The organism is Bacillus sp. ISL-35 (assembly GCF_018613355.1).
In the GTDB taxonomy this organism is placed as follows: domain Bacteria; phylum Bacillota; class Bacilli; order Bacillales; family Cytobacillaceae; genus Mesobacillus.
The window spans coordinates 254,166-273,771 of the sequence record NZ_JAGGQK010000001.1; the positions used below are offsets into that span (position 1 = coordinate 254,166).

26 protein-coding genes are annotated in these 19,606 nt (G+C 45.8%); 18 read left to right on the forward strand and 8 right to left on the reverse strand.

Going from position 1 to position 19,606, the window contains the following annotated elements:
• Positions 1 to 23: 23 nt before the first annotated feature.
• Positions 24 to 869: a pyrroline-5-carboxylate reductase gene (gene proC / locus J7E38_RS01295; RefSeq protein WP_214704386.1), complete on the reverse strand. Its 846-nt coding sequence runs from the start codon at positions 867 to 869 to the stop codon at positions 24 to 26.
• A gap of 523 nt (positions 870 to 1,392) precedes the next feature.
• Here proC and J7E38_RS01300 point away from each other — a divergent pair.
• Positions 1,393 to 2,358 (forward strand): MBL fold metallo-hydrolase, encoded by a 966-nt coding sequence (locus tag J7E38_RS01300; protein WP_214704384.1) that lies wholly within the window; start codon positions 1,393 to 1,395, stop codon positions 2,356 to 2,358.
• Between the two features lie 11 nt (positions 2,359 to 2,369).
• On the forward strand, positions 2,370 to 3,161 hold the full coding sequence (locus J7E38_RS01305; protein WP_214704382.1) for an SDR family NAD(P)-dependent oxidoreductase: 792 nt from the start codon (positions 2,370 to 2,372) through the stop codon (positions 3,159 to 3,161).
• A gap of 89 nt (positions 3,162 to 3,250) precedes the next feature.
• On the opposite strand, the gene J7E38_RS01310 is transcribed toward J7E38_RS01305, so the two are convergent.
• Positions 3,251 to 3,442, reverse strand: coding sequence for a YqzH family protein (locus tag J7E38_RS01310; protein ID WP_214704381.1), 192 nt, complete (start codon positions 3,440 to 3,442; stop codon positions 3,251 to 3,253).
• A gap of 224 nt (positions 3,443 to 3,666) precedes the next feature.
• Between J7E38_RS01310 and J7E38_RS01315 the strand changes: the two genes are divergently transcribed.
• Both J7E38_RS01315 and J7E38_RS01320 read left to right on the forward strand, forming a co-directional pair.
• Positions 3,667 to 4,926, forward strand: a complete 1,260-nt coding sequence (locus J7E38_RS01315) for a Y-family DNA polymerase (protein WP_214704380.1) — start codon at positions 3,667 to 3,669, stop codon at positions 4,924 to 4,926.
• Positions 4,927 to 4,947: 21 nt separating this feature from the next.
• Positions 4,948 to 5,286, forward strand: coding sequence for a YolD-like family protein (locus J7E38_RS01320; protein ID WP_214704379.1), 339 nt, complete (start codon positions 4,948 to 4,950; stop codon positions 5,284 to 5,286).
• A 55-nt stretch (positions 5,287 to 5,341) separates the two neighbouring features.
• Here J7E38_RS01320 and J7E38_RS01325 read toward each other — a convergent pair whose 3' ends face one another.
• A complete protein-coding gene (locus tag J7E38_RS01325; RefSeq protein WP_215038127.1) occupies positions 5,342 to 5,596 on the reverse strand; it encodes a CDGSH iron-sulfur domain-containing protein in 255 nt (84 codons plus the stop codon).
• A gap of 106 nt (positions 5,597 to 5,702) precedes the next feature.
• Here J7E38_RS01325 and J7E38_RS01330 point away from each other — a divergent pair, with 106 nt between their 5' ends.
• Entirely contained in the window at positions 5,703 to 6,032 is a 330-nt protein-coding gene (locus J7E38_RS01330; RefSeq protein ID WP_214704377.1) for an iron-sulfur cluster biosynthesis family protein, read from the forward strand.
• Positions 6,033 to 6,115: 83 nt separating this feature from the next.
• Positions 6,116 to 6,661 (forward strand): hypothetical protein, encoded by a 546-nt coding sequence (locus J7E38_RS01335; protein ID WP_214704376.1) that lies wholly within the window; start codon positions 6,116 to 6,118, stop codon positions 6,659 to 6,661.
• A gap of 447 nt (positions 6,662 to 7,108) precedes the next feature.
• Here the strand turns inward: J7E38_RS01335 and J7E38_RS01340 are convergent, their stop codons facing one another.
• The 3 genes from J7E38_RS01340 to J7E38_RS01345 form a co-directional block, all read right to left on the reverse strand.
• Positions 7,109 to 8,059 carry an alpha/beta hydrolase gene (locus tag J7E38_RS01340; RefSeq protein WP_214704373.1) on the reverse strand — a complete coding sequence of 317 codons (951 nt, stop codon included), beginning with the start codon at positions 8,057 to 8,059 and terminating at the stop codon, positions 7,109 to 7,111.
• 169 nt (positions 8,060 to 8,228) lie between these two features.
• The gene (locus J7E38_RS24025) at positions 8,229 to 8,360 is read right to left on the reverse strand and encodes a hypothetical protein (protein WP_285291699.1); all 132 of its coding nucleotides are present in this window, start codon (positions 8,358 to 8,360) and stop codon (positions 8,229 to 8,231) included.
• A gap of 73 nt (positions 8,361 to 8,433) precedes the next feature.
• The gene (locus J7E38_RS01345; protein ID WP_214704371.1) at positions 8,434 to 9,336 is read right to left on the reverse strand and encodes a hydroxymethylglutaryl-CoA lyase; all 903 of its coding nucleotides are present in this window, start codon (positions 9,334 to 9,336) and stop codon (positions 8,434 to 8,436) included.
• 149 nt (positions 9,337 to 9,485) lie between these two features.
• Between J7E38_RS01345 and J7E38_RS01350 the strand changes: the two genes are divergently transcribed.
• The 6 genes from J7E38_RS01350 (at position 9,486) to J7E38_RS01375 (ending at position 13,869) form a co-directional block, all read left to right on the forward strand.
• Positions 9,486 to 10,673: an acetyl-CoA C-acetyltransferase gene (locus J7E38_RS01350; protein ID WP_214704370.1), complete on the forward strand. Its 1,188-nt coding sequence runs from the start codon at positions 9,486 to 9,488 to the stop codon at positions 10,671 to 10,673.
• 82 nt (positions 10,674 to 10,755) lie between these two features.
• A complete protein-coding gene (locus tag J7E38_RS01355) occupies positions 10,756 to 11,445 on the forward strand; it encodes a CoA transferase subunit A (RefSeq protein WP_214704368.1) in 690 nt (229 codons plus the stop codon).
• A gap of 29 nt (positions 11,446 to 11,474) precedes the next feature.
• Positions 11,475 to 12,143, forward strand: a complete 669-nt coding sequence (locus J7E38_RS01360) for a 3-oxoacid CoA-transferase subunit B (protein ID WP_214704366.1) — start codon at positions 11,475 to 11,477, stop codon at positions 12,141 to 12,143.
• A 156-nt stretch (positions 12,144 to 12,299) separates the two neighbouring features.
• Positions 12,300 to 12,548, forward strand: coding sequence for a YqkE family protein (locus tag J7E38_RS01365; protein WP_214704364.1), 249 nt, complete (start codon positions 12,300 to 12,302; stop codon positions 12,546 to 12,548).
• Positions 12,545 to 13,069 (forward strand): GrpB family protein, encoded by a 525-nt coding sequence (locus J7E38_RS01370; RefSeq protein WP_214704362.1) that lies wholly within the window; start codon positions 12,545 to 12,547, stop codon positions 13,067 to 13,069. The genes J7E38_RS01365 and J7E38_RS01370 overlap by 4 nt, the downstream gene beginning before the upstream one ends.
• Before the next feature lie 65 nt (positions 13,070 to 13,134).
• Positions 13,135 to 13,869, forward strand: a complete 735-nt coding sequence (locus J7E38_RS01375; protein ID WP_214704359.1) for a hypothetical protein — start codon at positions 13,135 to 13,137, stop codon at positions 13,867 to 13,869.
• A 68-nt stretch (positions 13,870 to 13,937) separates the two neighbouring features.
• Here the strand turns inward: J7E38_RS01375 and J7E38_RS01380 are convergent, their stop codons facing one another.
• Positions 13,938 to 14,849, reverse strand: a complete 912-nt coding sequence (locus tag J7E38_RS01380; protein ID WP_214704358.1) for an aldo/keto reductase — start codon at positions 14,847 to 14,849, stop codon at positions 13,938 to 13,940.
• A 61-nt stretch (positions 14,850 to 14,910) separates the two neighbouring features.
• Positions 14,911 to 15,057 (reverse strand): Z-ring formation inhibitor MciZ, encoded by a 147-nt coding sequence (mciZ, locus tag J7E38_RS01385; protein WP_214704356.1) that lies wholly within the window; start codon positions 15,055 to 15,057, stop codon positions 14,911 to 14,913.
• Positions 15,058 to 15,132: 75 nt separating this feature from the next.
• Here mciZ and J7E38_RS01390 point away from each other — a divergent pair, with 75 nt between their 5' ends.
• The 6 genes from J7E38_RS01390 (at position 15,133) to xerD (ending at position 19,569) form a co-directional block, all read left to right on the forward strand.
• Positions 15,133 to 15,684 carry an NUDIX hydrolase gene (locus tag J7E38_RS01390; RefSeq protein ID WP_214704355.1) on the forward strand — a complete coding sequence of 184 codons (552 nt, stop codon included), beginning with the start codon at positions 15,133 to 15,135 and terminating at the stop codon, positions 15,682 to 15,684.
• Positions 15,685 to 16,851 carry a TIGR00375 family protein gene (locus tag J7E38_RS01395; RefSeq protein WP_214704353.1) on the forward strand — a complete coding sequence of 389 codons (1,167 nt, stop codon included), beginning with the start codon at positions 15,685 to 15,687 and terminating at the stop codon, positions 16,849 to 16,851.
• Between the two features lie 121 nt (positions 16,852 to 16,972).
• Entirely contained in the window at positions 16,973 to 17,614 is a 642-nt protein-coding gene (gene spoIIM, locus J7E38_RS01400; protein WP_214704352.1) for a stage II sporulation protein M, read from the forward strand.
• Positions 17,615 to 17,729: 115 nt separating this feature from the next.
• On the forward strand, positions 17,730 to 18,188 hold the full coding sequence (gene fur / locus J7E38_RS01405) for a ferric iron uptake transcriptional regulator (protein ID WP_214704349.1): 459 nt from the start codon (positions 17,730 to 17,732) through the stop codon (positions 18,186 to 18,188).
• A 254-nt stretch (positions 18,189 to 18,442) separates the two neighbouring features.
• Positions 18,443 to 18,670, forward strand: a complete 228-nt coding sequence (locus J7E38_RS01410) for a YqzK family protein (RefSeq protein WP_214704347.1) — start codon at positions 18,443 to 18,445, stop codon at positions 18,668 to 18,670.
• 5 nt (positions 18,671 to 18,675) lie between these two features.
• The gene (gene xerD / locus J7E38_RS01415) at positions 18,676 to 19,569 is read left to right on the forward strand and encodes a site-specific tyrosine recombinase XerD (protein ID WP_214704345.1); all 894 of its coding nucleotides are present in this window, start codon (positions 18,676 to 18,678) and stop codon (positions 19,567 to 19,569) included.
• The last annotated feature ends 37 nt before the right edge of the window (positions 19,570 to 19,606 follow it).

The following is a 19,606-nucleotide window of genomic DNA, read 5'->3' on the forward strand; positions in this document are numbered from 1 at the left end:
AAACAGTGGACCAGTTTGCAATCTTAAAGGGAGCGGTTTGCGGCTGCCAGTTCATTGCCCAGCAGGCTGCCAAGCTTTTTTGACTGGGACGTAGCTTCCTTGATACAGGATACAAAAGCCGCCTGTACCCCGTGCTGTTCAAGTACCTTGATGCCTGCCTCAGTCGTTCCACCTGGGCTGGTTACCTCGAAGCGGAGCTGTGCAGGTTCCTTATCCGACTGTATCAGCATTTCCGCTGCGCCGAGCAGCGTCTGGATAATCAGCTGCTTTGCTGTCTGCTTTTCAAGCCCGATTTCAGCGGCGCTTTTTTCCATTGCTTCGACGAGATAATATATATAGGCTGGCCCGCTGCCGGATAATCCTGTAACGGCGTCCAGCTGATCTTCCTCAACGATTGTCGTCTGGCCGATTGTGTTAAAAAGCTGCTGCACCATCGTTTTTTGGAATTCACTCACATCGGAATTCACGGCCAGGGCTGTTGCCGATCTGCCAATCGCAGCCGAGGTGTTTGGCATTGCCCTGACCACGGCAAGGGATTTTTCCGCAGCCGTTTCAATGGCATCAATCGAAACGCCAGCAAGGACGGAAATGATCAGCATCCCTTCAGGTAAATAGGACTTAATCTCCTCAATCGCTCCAGCTGCATCCTTTGGCTTCATCGCCAGGACGACGGCATCCGCGTCTTTAAAAAGAATGCCGCAATCATATGTCGCCTTTATTCCATATTTCTGCTCCAATGTTTTCAATCTGTCTGTATCCTGTTTGTTTGTGACCCATATTTGCTCTCCCGGAAGAAGCCCGCTTCCCCCTATCCCGGAAATCATTGCTTCCGCCATCGATCCTGCTCCAACAAAAACAAGCTTCTTCATCAGATTCGCCTCCATAAGTTTGTGTTTATTGTTATTGAAATACAAAAAGGCCCTTCATCCATAAAAGGACGAAAGGCCATGCTTCCGTGGTACCACCTTCATTCACTTCTTCGGCTTTTGCCAAATAAGTGCAGCTCACATCCGTTAACGCCGGTATACGTCCAGGTTTGCCTGGCAGCTAGCAAGGTAGGGTTCAACATGAAGAGGGCCGCGGAGCCTTTCAGCCGGTGGACTCCACTCTCTAACACCATTCCTGTCTACTCGTCTTGCTCTAGTGCTTTTGAAAAGTATACGAAATTTTAATAGTGATTATGCAAGAAAGACAACCCCTATGTCAAGAGGGAAATGACTAATTTTTAGTTTTTTCTGAAAATGAAATGTGAAAATAATGACATTTGCCCGCTTTAAAGGTAAACTTAATTTTATATTGAAAAAATACCAATACCAGTAAAGTTGAATGATTTCTTGAACATACAATCACTTTACCTTATAGAAAAATAATGTTTTGGGGTGTATAGATACGATGGCTGAATGGAAAGATGGAATTGCCAAACTGACTTTGCCGACACCTTTCCCTGTCGGTGATGTGAACGCATATTTAATCAAAGGGGACAGGTTGACACTTGTTGATGCGGGAACAAAAACAGAGGATTCCTGGGAATCGTTCAAATCCCAGCTGGCTGATTTGAGACTGACGCCGGAAGATATTGAGCAGGTCATCCTCACACACGATCATCCGGACCATGTAGGAATGCTGGATTACCTTTCACCAGGTCTTGAGGTATATGGCCATCACCTGAACGAAAGGTGGATTAACAGGACTTCGGAATTCGAGAAGGAACATCAGGAATTCTATGAGAATTTCTTCTCACAATCGGCAATACCCGACCAATTTTTTGTGCCATCGATGAAAATCATGAAAAAGACATTAGTATTTTCTTGCAATCGCTCGTTGACTGGGACTATTGCGGAAAATGACATTCCTCCGGCCCTGCCAGGATGGAGGGTGATCGAGACACCGGGACATGCCCAGAGCCACATCGTACTCTTGCGTGAGAAAGACGGCACGATGATTGCGGGTGATACAATCCTTGCTGGAATCTCGCCAAATCCATTGCTTGAGCCGCCGCTGCCAGGTGAAACAGAAAGGCCGAAGCCACTGGTCCAATATAATCACTCCCTAAAAAAACTCCTGCAGCATCCTGTCGGTCTTGTATACACAGGTCATGGGACGGAGATAACGGAATTGCACAGGCTGATTGAAAAGAGGCTCGCCCGCCAGCACGACCGTGCCATGCAGGTCAGAGGAATGCTCGAAGGCAGGGAGCTCACCGTTTTTGAGATCTGCAAATTGCTTTTCCCGACGGTATATGAACGTGAACTGAACCTGACGATTTCGGAAACCGTCGGACAGCTTGATTATTTACAATCCCTGGACGCCATTTCAGCCAGGGAAGAAGGAACCTCCTTCGTTTATACAGCAAAATGAGGTGAAAATGGATGCCATCTTTAAAAGGAAAAAATATTATTATTACCGGTGCCTCGGGAGGAATTGGGGCTGAGATTGCCAGGCTTTGCGCTGCGCGTGGAGCGAATCTTGTCCTTTTGGCCCGGAGTATTGATAAACTGGAAATTCTAAAAAAAGAATTGCAATCGAAGTACGCCATCAATATCTATGCGCGACAGCTGGATGTTTCAGATCCGGAAGCAGTCAGGAAAGTTTTTTTTGAAGTGCTTTCTGACATCCGCTATGCTGACATACTGGTCAATAATGCCGGGTTCGGCGTCTTTGATTTTGCCCACGAAGTGAAAATGGATGAAATCAAGTCGATGTTCGATGTCAATGTGGTTGGCTTGATTGCCTGCACATCAATGGTTCTTCCAGGCATGAAGCAGCGGCAGAGCGGCCATATCATCAACATTGCTTCCCAGGCAGGCAAAATAGCCACGCCGAAATCAAGTGTCTACTCGGCAACAAAGCATGCGGTGCTTGGCTACACGAACAGTCTTCGCATGGAGGTTGCTGATGATCACGTCTTTGTCACTTCTGTCAATCCGGGACCGATTAAAACTAACTTCTTTAATATTGCGGATAAGCAGGGAACGTATGTGAAAAATGTCAAAAGGTTCATGCTGAAGCCGGAATATGTGGCGAAGCAGGTAGTGGACCGGATGATGACTAAGACAAGGGAAATCAATCTGCCGCGCTGGATGAACGCAGGCAGCAAATTCTATACCCTGTTTCCCCGGACATTTGAATTATTTGGCAAAAGTATCTTCAATAAAAAATAAACTTCCAGACCGCCACGATTTTTTTGGCGGTTTTTATATTTGATGAATCAGATTGTCTTAAGAGTAGTCTATTCCATGTTGGTCCTATTTTAGGAAGCCAAAAATTCATAAACGGCATCATTGATGATGTCATGCAAATCTGCCTCGGGATCCTCAGCTTTCATTCCGATAATTTTTTCATAAATTTCTTCGAATTCTGCCTCTCCAAATGGGAGCGATTCGTCATGCCGATACTGCACGAAGCACTTTTGGACCATTTTGCGAATGAGTTTTTTATCCATCGACACACACCTCTCTTTCTGATTATAATCGGAAATTCTCACAGGAAACACCCTTCCGCAAAAATCTCCAGTCCTGGCATGACTCCCCATTTTCACCTTAATTAAGTCAGTCACCCGGAAAATTTCCATTGAAACCGAACGCATATTCGCTTAATATAATGGGTATAATGATACGGAACAAACGTTCTTTTTTTAAAAAAGCTTACCGAAAGGAGAGGGAAAACATGGTCGATTACAGCGAAATGCCGCAAAACAAAATTTTATGTGTGGATATGAAGAGCTTCTATGCGAGCTGTTCCGCCGTGATGATCGGCCTTGATCCTCTTGATTGTTACCTGGCTGTCGTCGGGAATCTCGATCGTCCCGGGAGTGTCGTCCTCGCAGCCTCACCCCGTTTGAAAAAGGAGTTTGGCATCAAGACCGGATCACGAAAGTTTGAAATTCCCGATGATCCGCGAATTGTCGTCGTTGATCCGCAAATGTCAACATACCTGCGAATTTCCACTGAAATCTCCCGCGTATTCAATCGCTATGTCCCAAAGGAAGCGATCCATACTTACAGTGTCGATGAAAGCTTCATAAAAGTGGATGGTGCCTCTAAGCTTTGGGGTGACGCTGCTTCCATCGCAAAAAAAATCAAAGATGATATCGAGCGAGAGTTCCAGCTTCCGTGCGCAGTCGGGATTGGCCCGAATATGCTGATGTCGAAATTATGCCTTGACCTCGATGCCAAGCACAAAGGGATTGCCGAATGGACCTATGACGATGTCCAGACAAAGCTGTGGAATGTCTCGCCGCTGAGGGATATGTGGGGAATCGGCCGGCGCGTCGAAAAAACACTGAACAGCATGGGGATTTTCACAGTCGGCCAGCTCGCCCGTTATGACCTTGAAGTCCTGGAGAAAAAATTCGGCATCATGGGCAACCAGATGTACTGGCATGCATGGGGAATCGATTTTTCCGATATCGGCGCCCCGATCATGGAAGGGCAGATCAGCTTTGGGAAAAGCCAGATCCTGCTCCGGGATTACAAAGAAGAGGAAGAAATCAAACATGTCATCCTTGAAATGTGCGAAGAAGTTGCACGCAGGGCAAGGAGCCACGGGAAAGCAGGCCGGACGATCAGTTTCGGGGTCGGTTACAGCCAGGATGAATTTGGCGGCGGATTCCACCGGTCAAGGACGATTGAAGAGCCGACCAATATTACGATGGATGTGTATCGTGTCTGCCTTGAGCTTTTTGCGGAGAACTACGCTGGAAAAACGGTTCGGAGCATTTCGATATCAATCGGGAATCTTGTTACGGACAGTGAGTTCCAGCTCGACTTATTCGAAAAAAACGGCTGGGAAAAGAAAGAACTCGGCTATGCGATGGACCGGATCCGCAGCCGTTATGGATCCACGGCTCTCCTGAGGGCGGTTTCCTATACGGCAGCTGGAACCGCAAGGCACCGGGCGGCACTCGTTGGCGGGCATAAGGGCTGATAATTTGAAGGAGGAGAAAAGATGATACGTGACCGCGGAAGAATCAAGTGGACATCGATGATGCTGCCTGAACATGTGAAAATGCTCCGTGACTGGGCACAGGAAGATCAATACGAAAAAGAGAAACAGCTGGATGAACAGCAGCTTGAACAATTGAATGAAACGATCCTCGAAGCGATGGAGTACAACAGGCCCGTCAGCATCACTTATTTCCGCCACAGCAAATATGAATTGGTGATCGGGAAAATCCATTACTGGAACGAGCTTGGACAGAAACTGCATATTATCGATCGGTTTGAGGAGACTCATCGCATTGGAATCGCGGCAATTGCGGATGTCAGGCTTGCAGACGAATGGTAGCTCAGTGACCCACCCCCACAAAAAAGAGCAATGGATGCCCATTGCCCTCAATGCATTATTCCGTTTCTTCAGCTTGCGGCGCGCGCACGGCCGACTCGAATTTTCCTTTATGGGAAGCATCACAGAACGGCATGTTTTTGCTCATACCGCAGCGGCAAAGCGAGAACACCGGCTTTGTCTCATACTTATTGCCGGCCCCATCCAGCAGCTCTACATCGCCGGAAATCCTTAAAGATCCATTATCATTCACCTTAATTGTTACTTTTGACAAAAAAAGCACCCCTTTCCAGTTGACAGAATTATCTTTGATAGTAAAAGCTAAACAGGAAAATTGCAAGATATTTTCACATAAGGGCTGTGAAACGTAAAAAAGTCATCTGTATGGTAAAATGAAATCTCGGAAAGGGAGTGCAATCATGAAATTGAAAATCACCGAAGCAGCATCAAATAAACTGAGTGAAAAAATCGCAGGCAAACAAGGATATGTGAAATTGAAATACGATATAGACGGATGCGGCTGTGCAGTGAATGGTGTGGCTGCCCTCTGGTTTGAAGGCGAAAAAGAAGGGGAAGAGCACCCAATAGAAACAGGAGGCATCCCAATCTATATCGAAAAAGCGAAGGAAGTCTTCTTTGCTGAGGAAATGACGCTGGACTTCAAAGAGACCAACGGATGCTTCCAGTTGAAAAGCCCGAACGAGTATCTGAATCCAAGAATGAGTTTTTATGATAAAACAAAACTATAAGTTTACAAAAAATTGAAAAAAAGGTTAAATGAGAGAGAGTTGTAGAATTACATAGAAGTTTGGTGCAAAGGCAGGGGAGAGAGATGGGAAGATTGTGGAAAGCAGCCATAATCCTTATGTGCACGTTTGTACTGTCAGCGTGTGCTTATAAAACTGCAGGAGAAGCAATCCAAAACGATATTCCGTTCAACATCAAACAAATCATCCACAAAGAAGAAGTGGAGGATGGGTGGCTCGTCTTTTACACAACAGAACAAAAAGAGGGCTCGAAAACATTCGACGCACTCGCCGTCGCCTATATCAAGGGCAGCGAAAAAGAAGGCTGGGAAAATGCAGGGCATAACCACTGGACTTATTATAAAAATGATTTCATGCTCCTGTATGTCGATGACTTCACGGTTTTTAAAGAAGACGGCAATTTGGATGTGACAATTCCGGTCATTTTCGGGAAAGTATTGAACCCGGATATCAAAGCAATTGAAGCTGCGGGACCAGACGGCAAATTCACCAAAATAGAAATCATTGAAAAAGAAAACGAACGCTACTACTACGCCATTGGCGACTATAAAGAAGTCAGGGCATTGAACGCCGAAGGCAAAGAAATCGATCGCCAGGGAGAAAAGCAGTAAAGGATTGGCTCCAGTTGAGCCAGTCTTTTTTTTATCGGTCAATGGGAAGCTGGAACGAGAGAAGAATGACCGATAGAAGGGCTCTATCGGCCGAACCGAAGCCAGAACGAGAGAAAAAGTGTCCGATAGGAGGGCTCTATCGGACGAACAGAAGCCAGGAAGAGAGAAAAGTGTCCGATAGAAGGGCTCTATCGGACGAACAGAAGCCAGGAAGAGAGAAAAGTGTCCGATAGGAGGGCTCTATCGGACGAACAGAAGCCAGGAAGAGAGAAAAGTGTCCGATAGAAGGGCTCTATCGGCCGAACGGAAGCCGAATGAGAGAAAAGTGTCCGATAGGAGGGCTCTATCGGACAAATGGAAGACAGAATGAAAGAAAAATGTCCGATAGAACAGATCTATCGGACAAACGGACCCAGAAAGCGAACAAGAGTGTCCGAGACAGGCGGGTTATATTGGGTTATGGTCCGCAACAGCAATTCCATCACCCGCCAAGACGTATTCCTCAAGGAATTCATCGAGTACCTTTTCGTATTGTTCCCGATTTTGGCTGTATGATTGGGCGTGGAGCCCGTTTTCGGCCATGAACAGTTTCTTCGGTCCTTTTTTCTGTTCAAACAAAGCCTCGGTCATGGAGGGCAGAATGAAATCGTCCATGCGGCTGTGGATGAACAGGATCGGATTCTTGATATTTTCAATAACCGCAATCGGCGATACTTCACTTAAGGAATATTTATCACGGATACGGACAAACAAATTGGCAACCGGCAGCAATAGTTTCGGCGGCAGCAGCTTGACTTCTTCCTTGATGCGGTAGGCGAGCTGTTCGCTGAAGTCTGAAAACGGGCAATCAGCTACATAGAAATCGGCACCATCCTCAAGCATCCCCGCATACAGAAGCAAGGTCGCAGCGCCCATGGATTCACCATGAATGCCAAGCAGGAGGTCCGGTCCTTTTTCTTTTCTGAGCCAGTTGACCACCGACTGAAGGTCGAATTTCTCGTAATAGCCATAGCTTGTTGTTTTCCCGCCGGATTCTCCGTGGCGGCGATGGTCGTAAATAACCGCATTAAAGCCTCTGTTCAAGAACAGATTCATATATTTTACGGAATTCGTCTTGCTCTGGGTAACACCGTGGGCGATGATGATATAACGACGATTTGACTCATGCGGTTCAACAAGGACAGCCTTCAATGGATAGCCAAAGGATGAAGGGATGGTCACTTCCCTTTTTGGAAGGGCATCATACTCATCAGGCACCAGATGGCCAGCCTCCGTTTCCCGGTTAAAGATCTCCTCGTCATCCTTCCTTTTTAAAAACATGACTTTATTGGATATGAATACGCCAAGTGAGGCAAGTAACAGCAAAAATGAAAATAACACACGTAACGCCTTCTTCAAGCCAACCCCTCCGATCAACAAATATTCCCAACTAAATCAGACAGGCTTTCCTGCAATTGTGATTTAAAAAGGATCACTTCTTTATTTTACCATTATATGTGAATAACAAACATGAAAAAACCGCCGGTCAGGGCGGTCTGAAAAATCTTATTAAAGCAGGCGTTTACGCTTATTGCTGGGAATTTTGTCCCTTTGTCGGGTGGATGGCTTTTTCGAGTTCCTCAGCAGCAATTTGCTGCTTGACTGTGTCAGCATTTGGTTTACCTTGCTGGCTGTATCCCTTGTCGCGTTTTTGGCTCATGTTAAAGGCTCCCTTCATCAGAATGGTTTCATCTAATAAGATGGATTCAGGAACAAGAGCTTATGCAAAAAAGTTAAACATTAACTGAATGAAGCTTGAAATAACTGCTTTCGATCGGCCTTGAGATATGAGATTGGATGACTTCGATGGCCTGGGTGAGCTTATCAAGATCAACACCGGTTTGGATTCCCATCCTTTGAAGCATATAGACAACATCTTCAGTCGCAGCATTTCCGGCAGCGCCAGGAGCGAACGGACAGCCGCCAAGGCCTCCGGCTGATGTATCAAAACGGGTGACACCCGCCTGAAGTGCGGCAAGAATATTGGACAGCGCAAGTTTCCTTGTGTCATGGAAATGTGCAGTCATCAGCACATCCGGATAGGCCTCAATCAATCTGGAAAATAAAGAATAAGACTCATGGGGAGCCGCCATGCCGATCGTGTCGGCAACACTCAGTTCATCCACTCCAGCTTTAACGAATTCACCGCACAGTGCGAGGACTTCTTTTTCAGCAATCTTGCCTTCATATGGACAATAAAATGCGGTAGAGATGCAGGCGCGTACAAAATAATCCTTTGCCTTCAGCTCCGAAATCAACGGCAGTACTTCCGCCAGGCTTTCGGCCGTTGTTTTGTTGATATTCTTTTGATTAAAAGTATTGCTGACACCGACGAACACAGCAACCGCTTTACAATCCGTCATATAAACACGTTCAATTCCCTTTTTGTTTGGAGCGAGTACGATATTCCGGGTATTTTCATCCAGGCAATCTGCGACAATCTCCGCCGCATCCCCCATTTGCGGAACCCATTTGGGAGATACGAAGGATGTAAGCTCCATTTCTTTGATTCCGGCGTCCTTCAAGGAACTGATAAACACTTTTTTTACTTCAGTTGGAACGAAATTCTTCTCATTTTGCAGCCCGTCTCTTGGGCCGACTTCAATAATTTCTACCTTCTCGGGAAGCTGCAGCATTAGACATACCCTCCTCTTAAGATATCTTCATTGTAAATAGAATATTTTTAAAAATGCAAGAATAAATAAAATTTTGATAAAATAAAAGGGATTTGATTCAAATCAATCGAAGTAATAAAAATGTGAAGATCTGAGAAAGGGTGAGCAATTTGAGCAAGACTGAAGCAGTAATCGTAGCTGCAGTAAGAACAGCAATTGGCAGCTTTAATGGAAGCTTGAAAAATATCTCCGCTCCGGAGCTGGGGGCTGCGGTCATCAAGGACGCATTGAAGCAGGCAGGAGTCAAACCGGAACAGGTAGATGAAATCATCATGGGCAATGTGCTCCAGGCGGGACTTGGGCAAAATCCTGCGAGACAGGCAGCCATTAAGGCGGGCATTCCTGAAAGCGCTTCCTCTATGACAATCAATAAAGTTTGTGGATCAGGCCTGAAGGCTGTCCATCTGGCTGCACAGGCGATCATTGCCGGAGATGCTGAAATTGTCGTTGCCGGCGGTATGGAGAATATGAGCCAGGCACCTTATTTATTGAAAAATGCCAGGGATGGGTTCAAGATGGGCGACCAGAAGCTCGTGGACAGCATGACTTCCGACGGACTCACTTGTGCTTTCAATGACTACCATATGGGGGTTACGGCTGAGAACCTATGCTCAAAATATGAAATTGGCCGGGAGGAACAGGATGAGTTCGCAGCATCCAGCCAGGAAAAGGCTGCAAAAGCGATTGAAGAAGGAAAGTTCAAAGACGAGATTGTCCCGATTGAAATCCCGCAGCGAAAAGGCGATCCAGTCGTATTTGACACAGATGAGTATCCGAAAAAGGGGACAACAGCCGAAAAGCTTGGCGGACTGCGTCCTGCATTCAAAAAGGATGGCAGCGTAACAGCAGGTAATGCATCAGGAATCAATGATGGAGCTGCTGCACTGGTCGTCATGAGCCGGGCAAAGGCGGATGAACTGGGTCTTAAACCGCTTGTCGTGATCAAAGGGAACGCAAGCGCCGGTGTTGACCCGAGTATCATGGGGATCGGTCCGGTTGACGCGGTAAAGAAGGCACTGAAAAAATCGGGCATGACAATGGACCAGATGGAGCTGATCGAAGCGAATGAAGCGTTTGCTGCCCAGTCACTTGCTGTCGACCGCGAATTGAATTTCAATAAGGACATCTTAAATGTCAATGGAGGCGCAATCGCGTTGGGCCATCCAATTGGAGCGAGCGGCGCAAGGATCCTGGTTACGCTGATTCATGAAATGAAACGAAGACAGGCAAAGGCAGGCCTTGCGACACTATGCATTGGTGGCGGACAGGGTGTCGCCACAGTAGTGGAACTCGTCTGATTCTATCACTTTGTAAAAGATTAATAGTCATTCCGGCAAGATAATAGTGCCGGTGCGAACATAGTCAAAAGGGGGAAGAACGATGAAAAGAATTTGCACATCCTTTCAAGACGCCGTAGCGGATATCCATGATGGAGCAACCTTAATGGTTGGCGGCTTCGGGCTCTGCGGGATTCCTGAGAACGCAATCCTCGCGCTTGTTGAAAAAGGGGTAAAGGACCTGACAGTCATCTCCAATAACTGCGGCGTTGACGATTGGGGCCTAGGGCTGCTGCTTAAAAATAAGCAAATCAAAAAAATGGTAGGTTCATATGTTGGAGAAAACAAAGAATTCGAGCGTCAGGTGCTGTCTGGCGAAATCGAGGTCGAATTGATCCCACAGGGCACGCTTGCCGAGAAAATCAGGGCTGGCGGTGCCGGTATCCCTGCTTTCTACACGCCGGCGGGTGTAGGAACACCAATTGCTGAAGGAAAAGAAACCCGCATGTTCAATGGCAAGGAATACCTCCTGGAAGAAGCGCTGACAGCGGATTTCAGCATTGTCCGTGCCTGGAAGGCCGATAAAATGGGCAACCTCGTCTACCATAAAACGGCAAGGAACTTTAATCCGATGATCGCTGCTGCCGGCAGAGTCACGATTGCCGAGGTAGAGAACTTGTATGAAGTGGGCGAATTGGACCCGAACAGTATCCATACTCCAAGCATTTATGTCCAGACACTGATTGAGGGCAATCAGGAGAAAAGGATTGAAAGGCTGACAGTGAGAAGTTAACTCTGGCTGATCATGAAAGGAGAAGGCATATGATTAAAAATAAAGGGAATGTCCGGGAAAAAATCGCACGCCGGGCTGAAAAAGAAATTGAGAATGGTTTTTATGTAAACCTCGGGATCGGGATGCCGACACTGGTGGCAAATTTCATTTCTGACGATAAACAGGTTGTCCTCCAGTCCGAAAACGGACTGCTTGGAATCGGACCTTACCCGTCAGAAGAAAGCGTTGATCCCGATCTGATCAACGCGGGGAAGGAAACGGTCACCGCCATTCCGGGATCAGCTTATTTTGATTCTGCCGAGTCCTTTGCAATGATTCGCGGAGGGCACATCAATATTGCCATCCTTGGCGGCATGGAAGTTTCTGAAGCTGGTGACCTTGCGAACTGGATGATTCCAGGCAAGATGATCAAGGGAATGGGAGGCGCTATGGATCTCGTTCACGGTGCACAAAAGATCATCGTCATCATGGAACATGTGAACAAAAATGGAGATGCGAAAATCCTCAAGGAATGCAGCCTGCCGCTGACCGGTAAAAATGTGGTCAACCGGATCATCACCGATATGGCGGTCGTCGACGTGACACCTTTCGGGCTGAAACTCGTTGAGGTAGCATCAGGCTACACAGTGGAAGATGTAATTAAAGCAACGCAACCGGAACTGCAGGTGGATGATGCGGTGAAACTGGACGCATATTGATTATCGGGAACGCCCTTTAAAGGGGCGTTCCTTCTTCATTAGCAGAAGTGGTCCGGTTTGATTTCAAAAATGAGCTTCCGGTGGTATAATCTTTTAACAAAACGGCTCTGCCAAATGAGCGAATTCAGAAAATGCAAAGAAACAGAGGGATCAATCATGAAGAAAAAACAAAAACGCCAGCAGCCAGTCAAAAAAGACGAAAAACCGGCAACATTAGGTGACCTGCTAAACCAGGATATCATGCAAAAACTAAAAGCCCAGCAGCAAGAGCTGAAAGAAGAGGAAGAAAAGAAAAAGCAGGCCGACTTGCAGCGGAAAAAAGAAGAACAGCGGTTAAGAGAGAAGAACAAGTCGTTTGAAGAACTGCTTTCCGAAAGTGATATGGATTGGACAAAGTTCAAATGAAAAAACGAAGAGTAGAAGTTGTCCCGTATCGTGCCGAATGGAAAACTCTTTTTGAAAAAGAGAAAAACCTGATTGCCGAAGCTTTTAACCAGACAGAGGTTGATATCCATCATATTGGCAGCACATCTGTCCCCGGGCTAAGCGCAAAGCCGATCATAGACATCATGCTTGCTGCGGAAAGCCTCGAATTAGTGGAAAAGGCAACACCAGCGCTCGAGTCTGCCGGATACGATGCCAGGGGAGAAAACGGGATCCCAGGGCGGCGTTATTTTCAAAAAAGTGATGACAACGGGATCCGTAAAGTGCATCTCCATGCCTTTGAAAAAGGCAGCCATCAACTGTACAGGCACCTTGTTTTCCGTGATTACTTAAGATCCCATCCGCATGAAGCAGCCAGGTATGCAAGTGTGAAGGAAGAAGCTGCCCGGCAATATGAATATGATATCGAATCCTATATTGCGGCAAAGTCATCAACCGTATTAGACATAGAGCAAAAAGCGAGAATCTGGAAACCACTGTAAAGAGAATGTTTTGCTTCAGACGCTAAAGGGCAAGTAAGTAAAAAGCGGCAAAGGAGCAAAACACATTGATTTTTACAACTTTTATGCTGGCAGCAGGCTTTGTTGCCATTCATTTGTTTTCCAGATATTTACCGTTCCTTGATAACGTACCGAGAAGCAGGCTGCTTTCAGCAGCCGGCGGCATTTCAGTGGCATATGTCTTCATCCACTTGCTTCCTGAATTGAATAAGCATAATGAGATACTCGATCGTAATATTCAATCAGAAGCGCTCAAGTTCTTTGAGAACCATACATATATTGTCGCAATGCTCGGGTTGGCTTTTTTTTATGGACTGGAGCGCCTGGTAAAAACCTCAAAGAAAAAGCAGCAGGAAGAGAATAATCTGAACCGGGCCTCAAAAGGCGTGTTCTGGATTCATATTACGTCATTTTTCCTTTACAACGCATTGATCGGATATCTATTGCTGCATGGAGAACAGGAGTCCATCAAAGGATTGGTTTTGTACTTCATCGCGCTTGCCGTCCACTTCATCACCAGTGATCATTCTCTCAGGGAAGCACATAAGGAGATTTACGACAGGATTGGAAGATGGATGCTGGCTGGAGCGACCATGGCCGGATGGGCTGTTGGCATCGTAGTCGAAGTGAATGAAAATATCATCGCGGTCCTCTTCGGATTGCTGGCCGGTGGTGTCATATTGAATGTCATGAAGGAGGAGCTTCCTGAAGAGCGGGAAAGCAATTTTTGGGCATTCGCGGCAGGCCTGGCAGCTTATACAGTCTTGCTGTTGCTGGCTTAAAGATAAGAAAATCTGGAATATAAAAGGACATACCCGCCGAAAAGGCGAATATGTCCAAACCTTTATTGCTATCTATGCTGATCATATTGGTTTGCTTTCGTAAGCGATTTAATTAAATGGATTTCTTCAGCAGAAAGTGGATTGGCTCTTGCTGCCCGGGCGTTTTCTCTAATTTGCTCTGCGCTGCTTGCCCCGGCGACAATCGAGGCTACAGCAGGGGCTGCCAGATTGTATTGAATCGCTGCTTCGGTAAGAGTATGGGAAGAAGCCAGTTTTTCCTTCAATAATGGCAATACTTCCTGCAATTCATCATAGCTGTAATCAAGATATCCCTTGGATGGCGCCTTTTCAAGCAGCCTGTCGCTGAGCATCCCTTTTGCGACGGTTCCTCGTGTTACAACGCTGATACCTTTTTCACCCAGCAGCGGGAGCACTTCTTCTTCCGGACGCCTATCGAGCATGCTGTATTGCATCATGACAGAGACAATATTGGATTTTTGTGCATACTCACGGATGACATTTGGTCTGATCGAGGAAATGCCATAATACATAATAAAGCCCTCAGCTTTTAACTCTTCAAAAGCCTCGATTGTTTCGTCAATACGATCATCAATCGTCCCTCCGTGCAGCTGATAAAGGTCGATATAATCGGTATCCAATCTTTTCAGGCTTTGTTTGACTGCCTCTTTTATATGGCTTTTCGAGGGGTCCCAGGTCCAGCTGTCCTTCGTATCGGTCCAGCGATTGCCGGCTTTCGTGGCAATGACAACCTGGTCCCTGACATTCCGCAGCGCCTGTCCGACAATCCTTTCATTTTCTCCAAAGTCATATAAATCGGCGGTATCGAAATAATTAATTCCTTCCTCAAGGGCAGCTTCGACCACTGCCTGTGCCTTGGTGTAATCTGTACCAAGTGACATGCAGCCAAGGCCGATTTCACTAACAAATAATTCAGAAGATCCTAATTGCCGTTTTTTCATTCCATCACTCCGTTCCATCAATAGTATTTCCATTTTATCGGAAGGGAAGGAACGGGTTCAACTAATCTGGACGGCCCATCGATTTACTGACTGTTTCCACCCAGTCTTTCACTAGGGTATGCTTTTTGCCATATTCTCTTAAAATCGCTTTAATTTCCCACGCTTTGCCGGCAATTGTGATGCCCTGGCCGTGCACATACACTTTCATCGCCATACTCCTTTCGGATAAGTATGGTAAAATGTATGAGCATTTGATATCGGATTAGAACAGGAGTGGACATGAATGAAATCTCTTGAAGAAAAAACATTGAAGACGGAAAAAATCTTTACAGGAAAAGTCATTAGCCTGCAGGTAGACGATGTAGAATTGCCGAATGGGAAAACTTCCAAACGCGAAATCGTCAAGCATCCAGGGGCAGTGGCGGTGATTCCGGTTACGGATGACAATAAAATCATCATGGTTGAACAATACAGGAAGGCGCTTGAAAGGACCATTGTCGAAATACCAGCCGGCAAGCTGGAGGCTGGTGAAAAACCGGAAGTATGTGCTGCCCGAGAGCTCGAAGAAGAAACCGGTTATGAATGCGCCAGCATGGAATGGCTGATTTCCTTCTATACATCTCCAGGGTTTGCAGATGAAATCATCCATGTATATAAAGCAACAGGACTTGCGAAAAAAGCCAACCCGGCAGCAGCCGATGAAGATGAATTTGTCAATCTGCTTGAAGTAAGTCTTGAAGAAGCCATCCAGCTGGTAAAGGAACAAAAGATTTATGATGCAAAAACGGCATATGCTGTACAGCATTTGCAGTTGCAGGAGGCATTGGGTAAATAAATGCAGGAATACTTTGTCGATCTTCATATCCATATAGGCAGGACGAAATCGGGCAGGGCAGTGAAAATCACAGGTGCGAAATCGCTGACTTTCAGCAATATTATCCGACATGCCAGGGATTTTAAAGGTATGGACATGATCGGGATCATTGACAGCCATTCACCTGAAGTACTCGATGAAATGCAGGATCTGCTTCGCGCAGGTGAACTTGAGGAACATCCTGATGGCGGTTTGAGTTATGGCGGGATGAGCATCATCCTCGGGTCGGAACTTGAGATCAATGATGAGAGCACACAGGGACCGCTCCATGTCCTGTGCTACTTGCCAACCCTGAAAACGATGAGGATGTTCTCGATGTGGCTGCAAAATCACTTGAAAAATATTACCCTAAGCTCACAGAGAATATATGTTTCCGGCCGCGAATTGCAGAGAAAAGTAAAGGAACTTGGCGGGATTTTCATTCCTGCACATGTTTTTACTCCTTTTAAAAGCTTATATGGAAAGGGTGTAAAGCATTCATTAACGGAAGTATTTGATCCTGATATGATTGATGGCATCGAGCTGGGGTTAAGCTCAAATACAATGATGGCCGATCAGATTTCCGAAATCCATCGTTATCCTTTTCTCACGAACTCGGATGCCCATTCCCTTGCGAAAATTGCTAGGGAATACCAGAAGATTGAAATGCAAGAGCCTTCTTTTGGAGAACTGGCGCTAGCACTTAAGGGTTCTGAAGGAAGGCGGATAAAAGCAAATTACGGACTGGACCCGCAGCTCGGAAAATACCATCGGACCGTCTGTGCAAACTGCCTTACTCCTATTCCGTCCATTGATGAGATCTGCAGGGAATGTGGCTCCGGCAAAATCGTCAAGGGGGTTGCTGACAGAATACGCGAACTGAAGACTGCAGATGGAAATAAGCCCGAGAGGCCGCCTTATATCCATCAGGTTCCGCTAGAGTTCATCCCAGGCCTTGGGCCGAAAATGCTGGAAAAGCTTATGGATCATTTCGGAACAGAAATGGCAGTGCTTCACTCTGTCCCTCTTGACTCCTTAAAACAGCTGATTCCTGAAAAGACGGCAATCACCATCGACAAGGCCAGAAAAGGACAGCTTGGCTTCCTGGCCGGCGGCGGAGGAAAGTATGGAAAAATAGCAGATATGTAAATCCGGTCCTGGCAGGCCGGATTTTTGTTTCTAGTAAAGAGAGTGAAAATTCTTCTTCCAGAGTCATAGACTTCCCGTCCAAGCATATGATGGTAGTAACCAATATGCAGGAGGAAGAGAGATGAAGAAACGAAGGTACCAGGACGTCGCAGTAACCCATTTACGAGAATATTCCTCAATCTATCTTTTTGTCATAGTCCTTTTTCTGATGGGCGTCATCTTCGGCGCGGTGATCGTGAATAGCCTCAGTTTTACTCAAAAAGAAGATTTATTCTATTATCTATCACAATTTTTTGGCCAGGCTGCTTCCGGTAAAGTAGCAGACGGAAAGGATTTATTTTTGCAAAGCTTTATGCATAATGGCAAATTCATTGGCCTGATCTGGATTTTGGGGGTTTCCATCATTGGACTTCCGGTTATCCTGGTCCTTTTATTCATGAAAGGAATGGTGGTCGGTTTTACAGTAGGCTTTCTCGTGAACCAGATGCAGTGGGATGGTTTCATGTTGTCGTTTGTATCCATCCTGCCGCAAAACTTCATCATCATCCCTGTTTTCATCATTACCGCAGCGATGGCAGTCACATTTTCCTTAAAAATGATCAGGAATCAGTTCATGAAAAAAATCAGCCAGCCGATCATGCCTCAATTTTTTAGATATATATTTTCTTTTTTAGCCGCACTGGTCTTTCTGGCAGTGGCAGCAGGAATCGAGGCATATTTATCCCCGTCATTATTGAAGGCTGTTATCAACTCATTAAATTAAAATAATTATCAGTTGAAAATAACTATTGTTTCTTATTTGTAATAATTTTATTTTGAATCTCATTTCCGTTCTGATATAATAAAAGAACAGTGGCGGGGGAGTGAGAACTATCGAAATGGAAAACAGAATCGAGAGAATCAAGAAACAGCTGCATTCGTCCAGCTATAAATTAACGCCGCAACGCGAGGCTACCGTCCGCGTATTGCTTGAACATGAAGAAGACCACTTGAGTGCTGAAGATGTTTATTTGCTTGTCAAAGAGAAATCTCCTGAAATCGGACTGGCGACAGTATACCGGACACTTGAACTGCTGACCGAACTGAAAATTGTTGATAAAATCAATTTCGGGGATGGTGTGTCCCGATATGATCTCCGCCAGGAAGGCGCTGCCCATTTCCATCATCACCTTGTCTGCATTGAGTGCGGAGCTGTTGATGAAATCCAGGACGATCTTCTGGAGGATGTAGAAGAAATCGTTGAAAGAGACTGGAAATTCAAGATTAAAGACCACCGCCTGACTTTCCACGGCATTTGTCACAGATGCCAGGAGAAGGATTCGGCAGAAACAGAATAATTCGAGGCCCTTTTTCCTAATGGAGAAAGGGCTTTTTACTTATAATGAAGGCCGTTTCCGTATGAGAAGCCGGATCAGCCTGCTTAGAGAGATCAACGAGATTTACGAGTAATCTTTGATTGTGAACTAAAAGAGCCATAATTAACCTCTTTTATCAGGTATAATTCTTGTCCAAATTGGCATACAGATTAATAAATAAGTATAGTCGTTTGAACAGGGAATCTCTCTGTTACAACAAGTATGGAGGCAAGAAGATGAAATCGTGGTTCGGAATGGTCATGCATACATTAAAGGTGTTCATCTTGTTCACTGGATGCACAATTCTATTTTATTATGGTATCATGTGGATTAATGAAGAATATGAAAGTTATCATCGGTATGACGCACCGGAAGGAGCAGCCATCAAGGTGTCAGGAACCTTTGATAAGAAAGAAGGAAGCATGCTTGAAAGGCTGATACTGTTTTATCTGAATGGAGAGTAATAGAAATGGAAGACAGGCTTGACGACTTTATCCACTTTCTGGTTGTTGAAAAGGGTCTATCAAAGAATACGATTGTATCCTATAAACGCGATTTGAATAGCTATATTCATTATCTGAAAAATGTGGAACAGCTTGGGGACTTGAATGGAGTCCAGCGCCCACAGATTGTCCACTTCCTTAAGTTTTTAAAAGACTCAGGGAAATCCTCGAAAACCCTGGCCAGGCATATTGCCTCCATCCGGGCTTTCCATCATTTTCTCCTGCGTGAAAAGGCTGTCGATCATGATCCGACTGTCCATATTGAAAGTCCTCAGCATGAACGTTCTTTGCCTAAGGTGCTGAGCATGGAAGAGGTCGAGACGCTTCTTGAAAGCCCGAAACTTACCGACCCTTTTGGCTATCGAGACAAGGCAATGCTTGAGATGATGTATGCTACGGGAATTCGTGTAAGTGAACTGATCGGACTAAAACTATCTGATGTACACCTGACGATGGGCTTTGTACGCTGCATGGGCAAAGGGAGCAAGGAAAGGATCATTCCGATTGGGAAGACGGCCTCGGGTGCGATCGAAGAGTATCTCGAAAAAGGAAGGCCAAAACTGGCATCGAAAAAGCATAAGGATGACTCTTTATTCTTAAATCATCATGGAAAAGGGTTGTCACGGCAAGGGTTCTGGAAAATCCTCAAGCGGCTGACAACTGAAGCAGGAATCGAGAAAGAATTGACACCGCATACGCTGCGGCATTCATTTGCTACCCATCTGCTTGAAAATGGAGCAGATCTTCGTGCAGTCCAGGAAATGCTTGGACATGCGGACATTTCAACGACACAAATCTATACCCACGTAACAAAGACGAGGCTGAAGGACGTTTATACAAAGTTCCATCCCCGCGCCTAGTTTCGGTTAGAAATTTTTAGATAACAGACAGATAGTT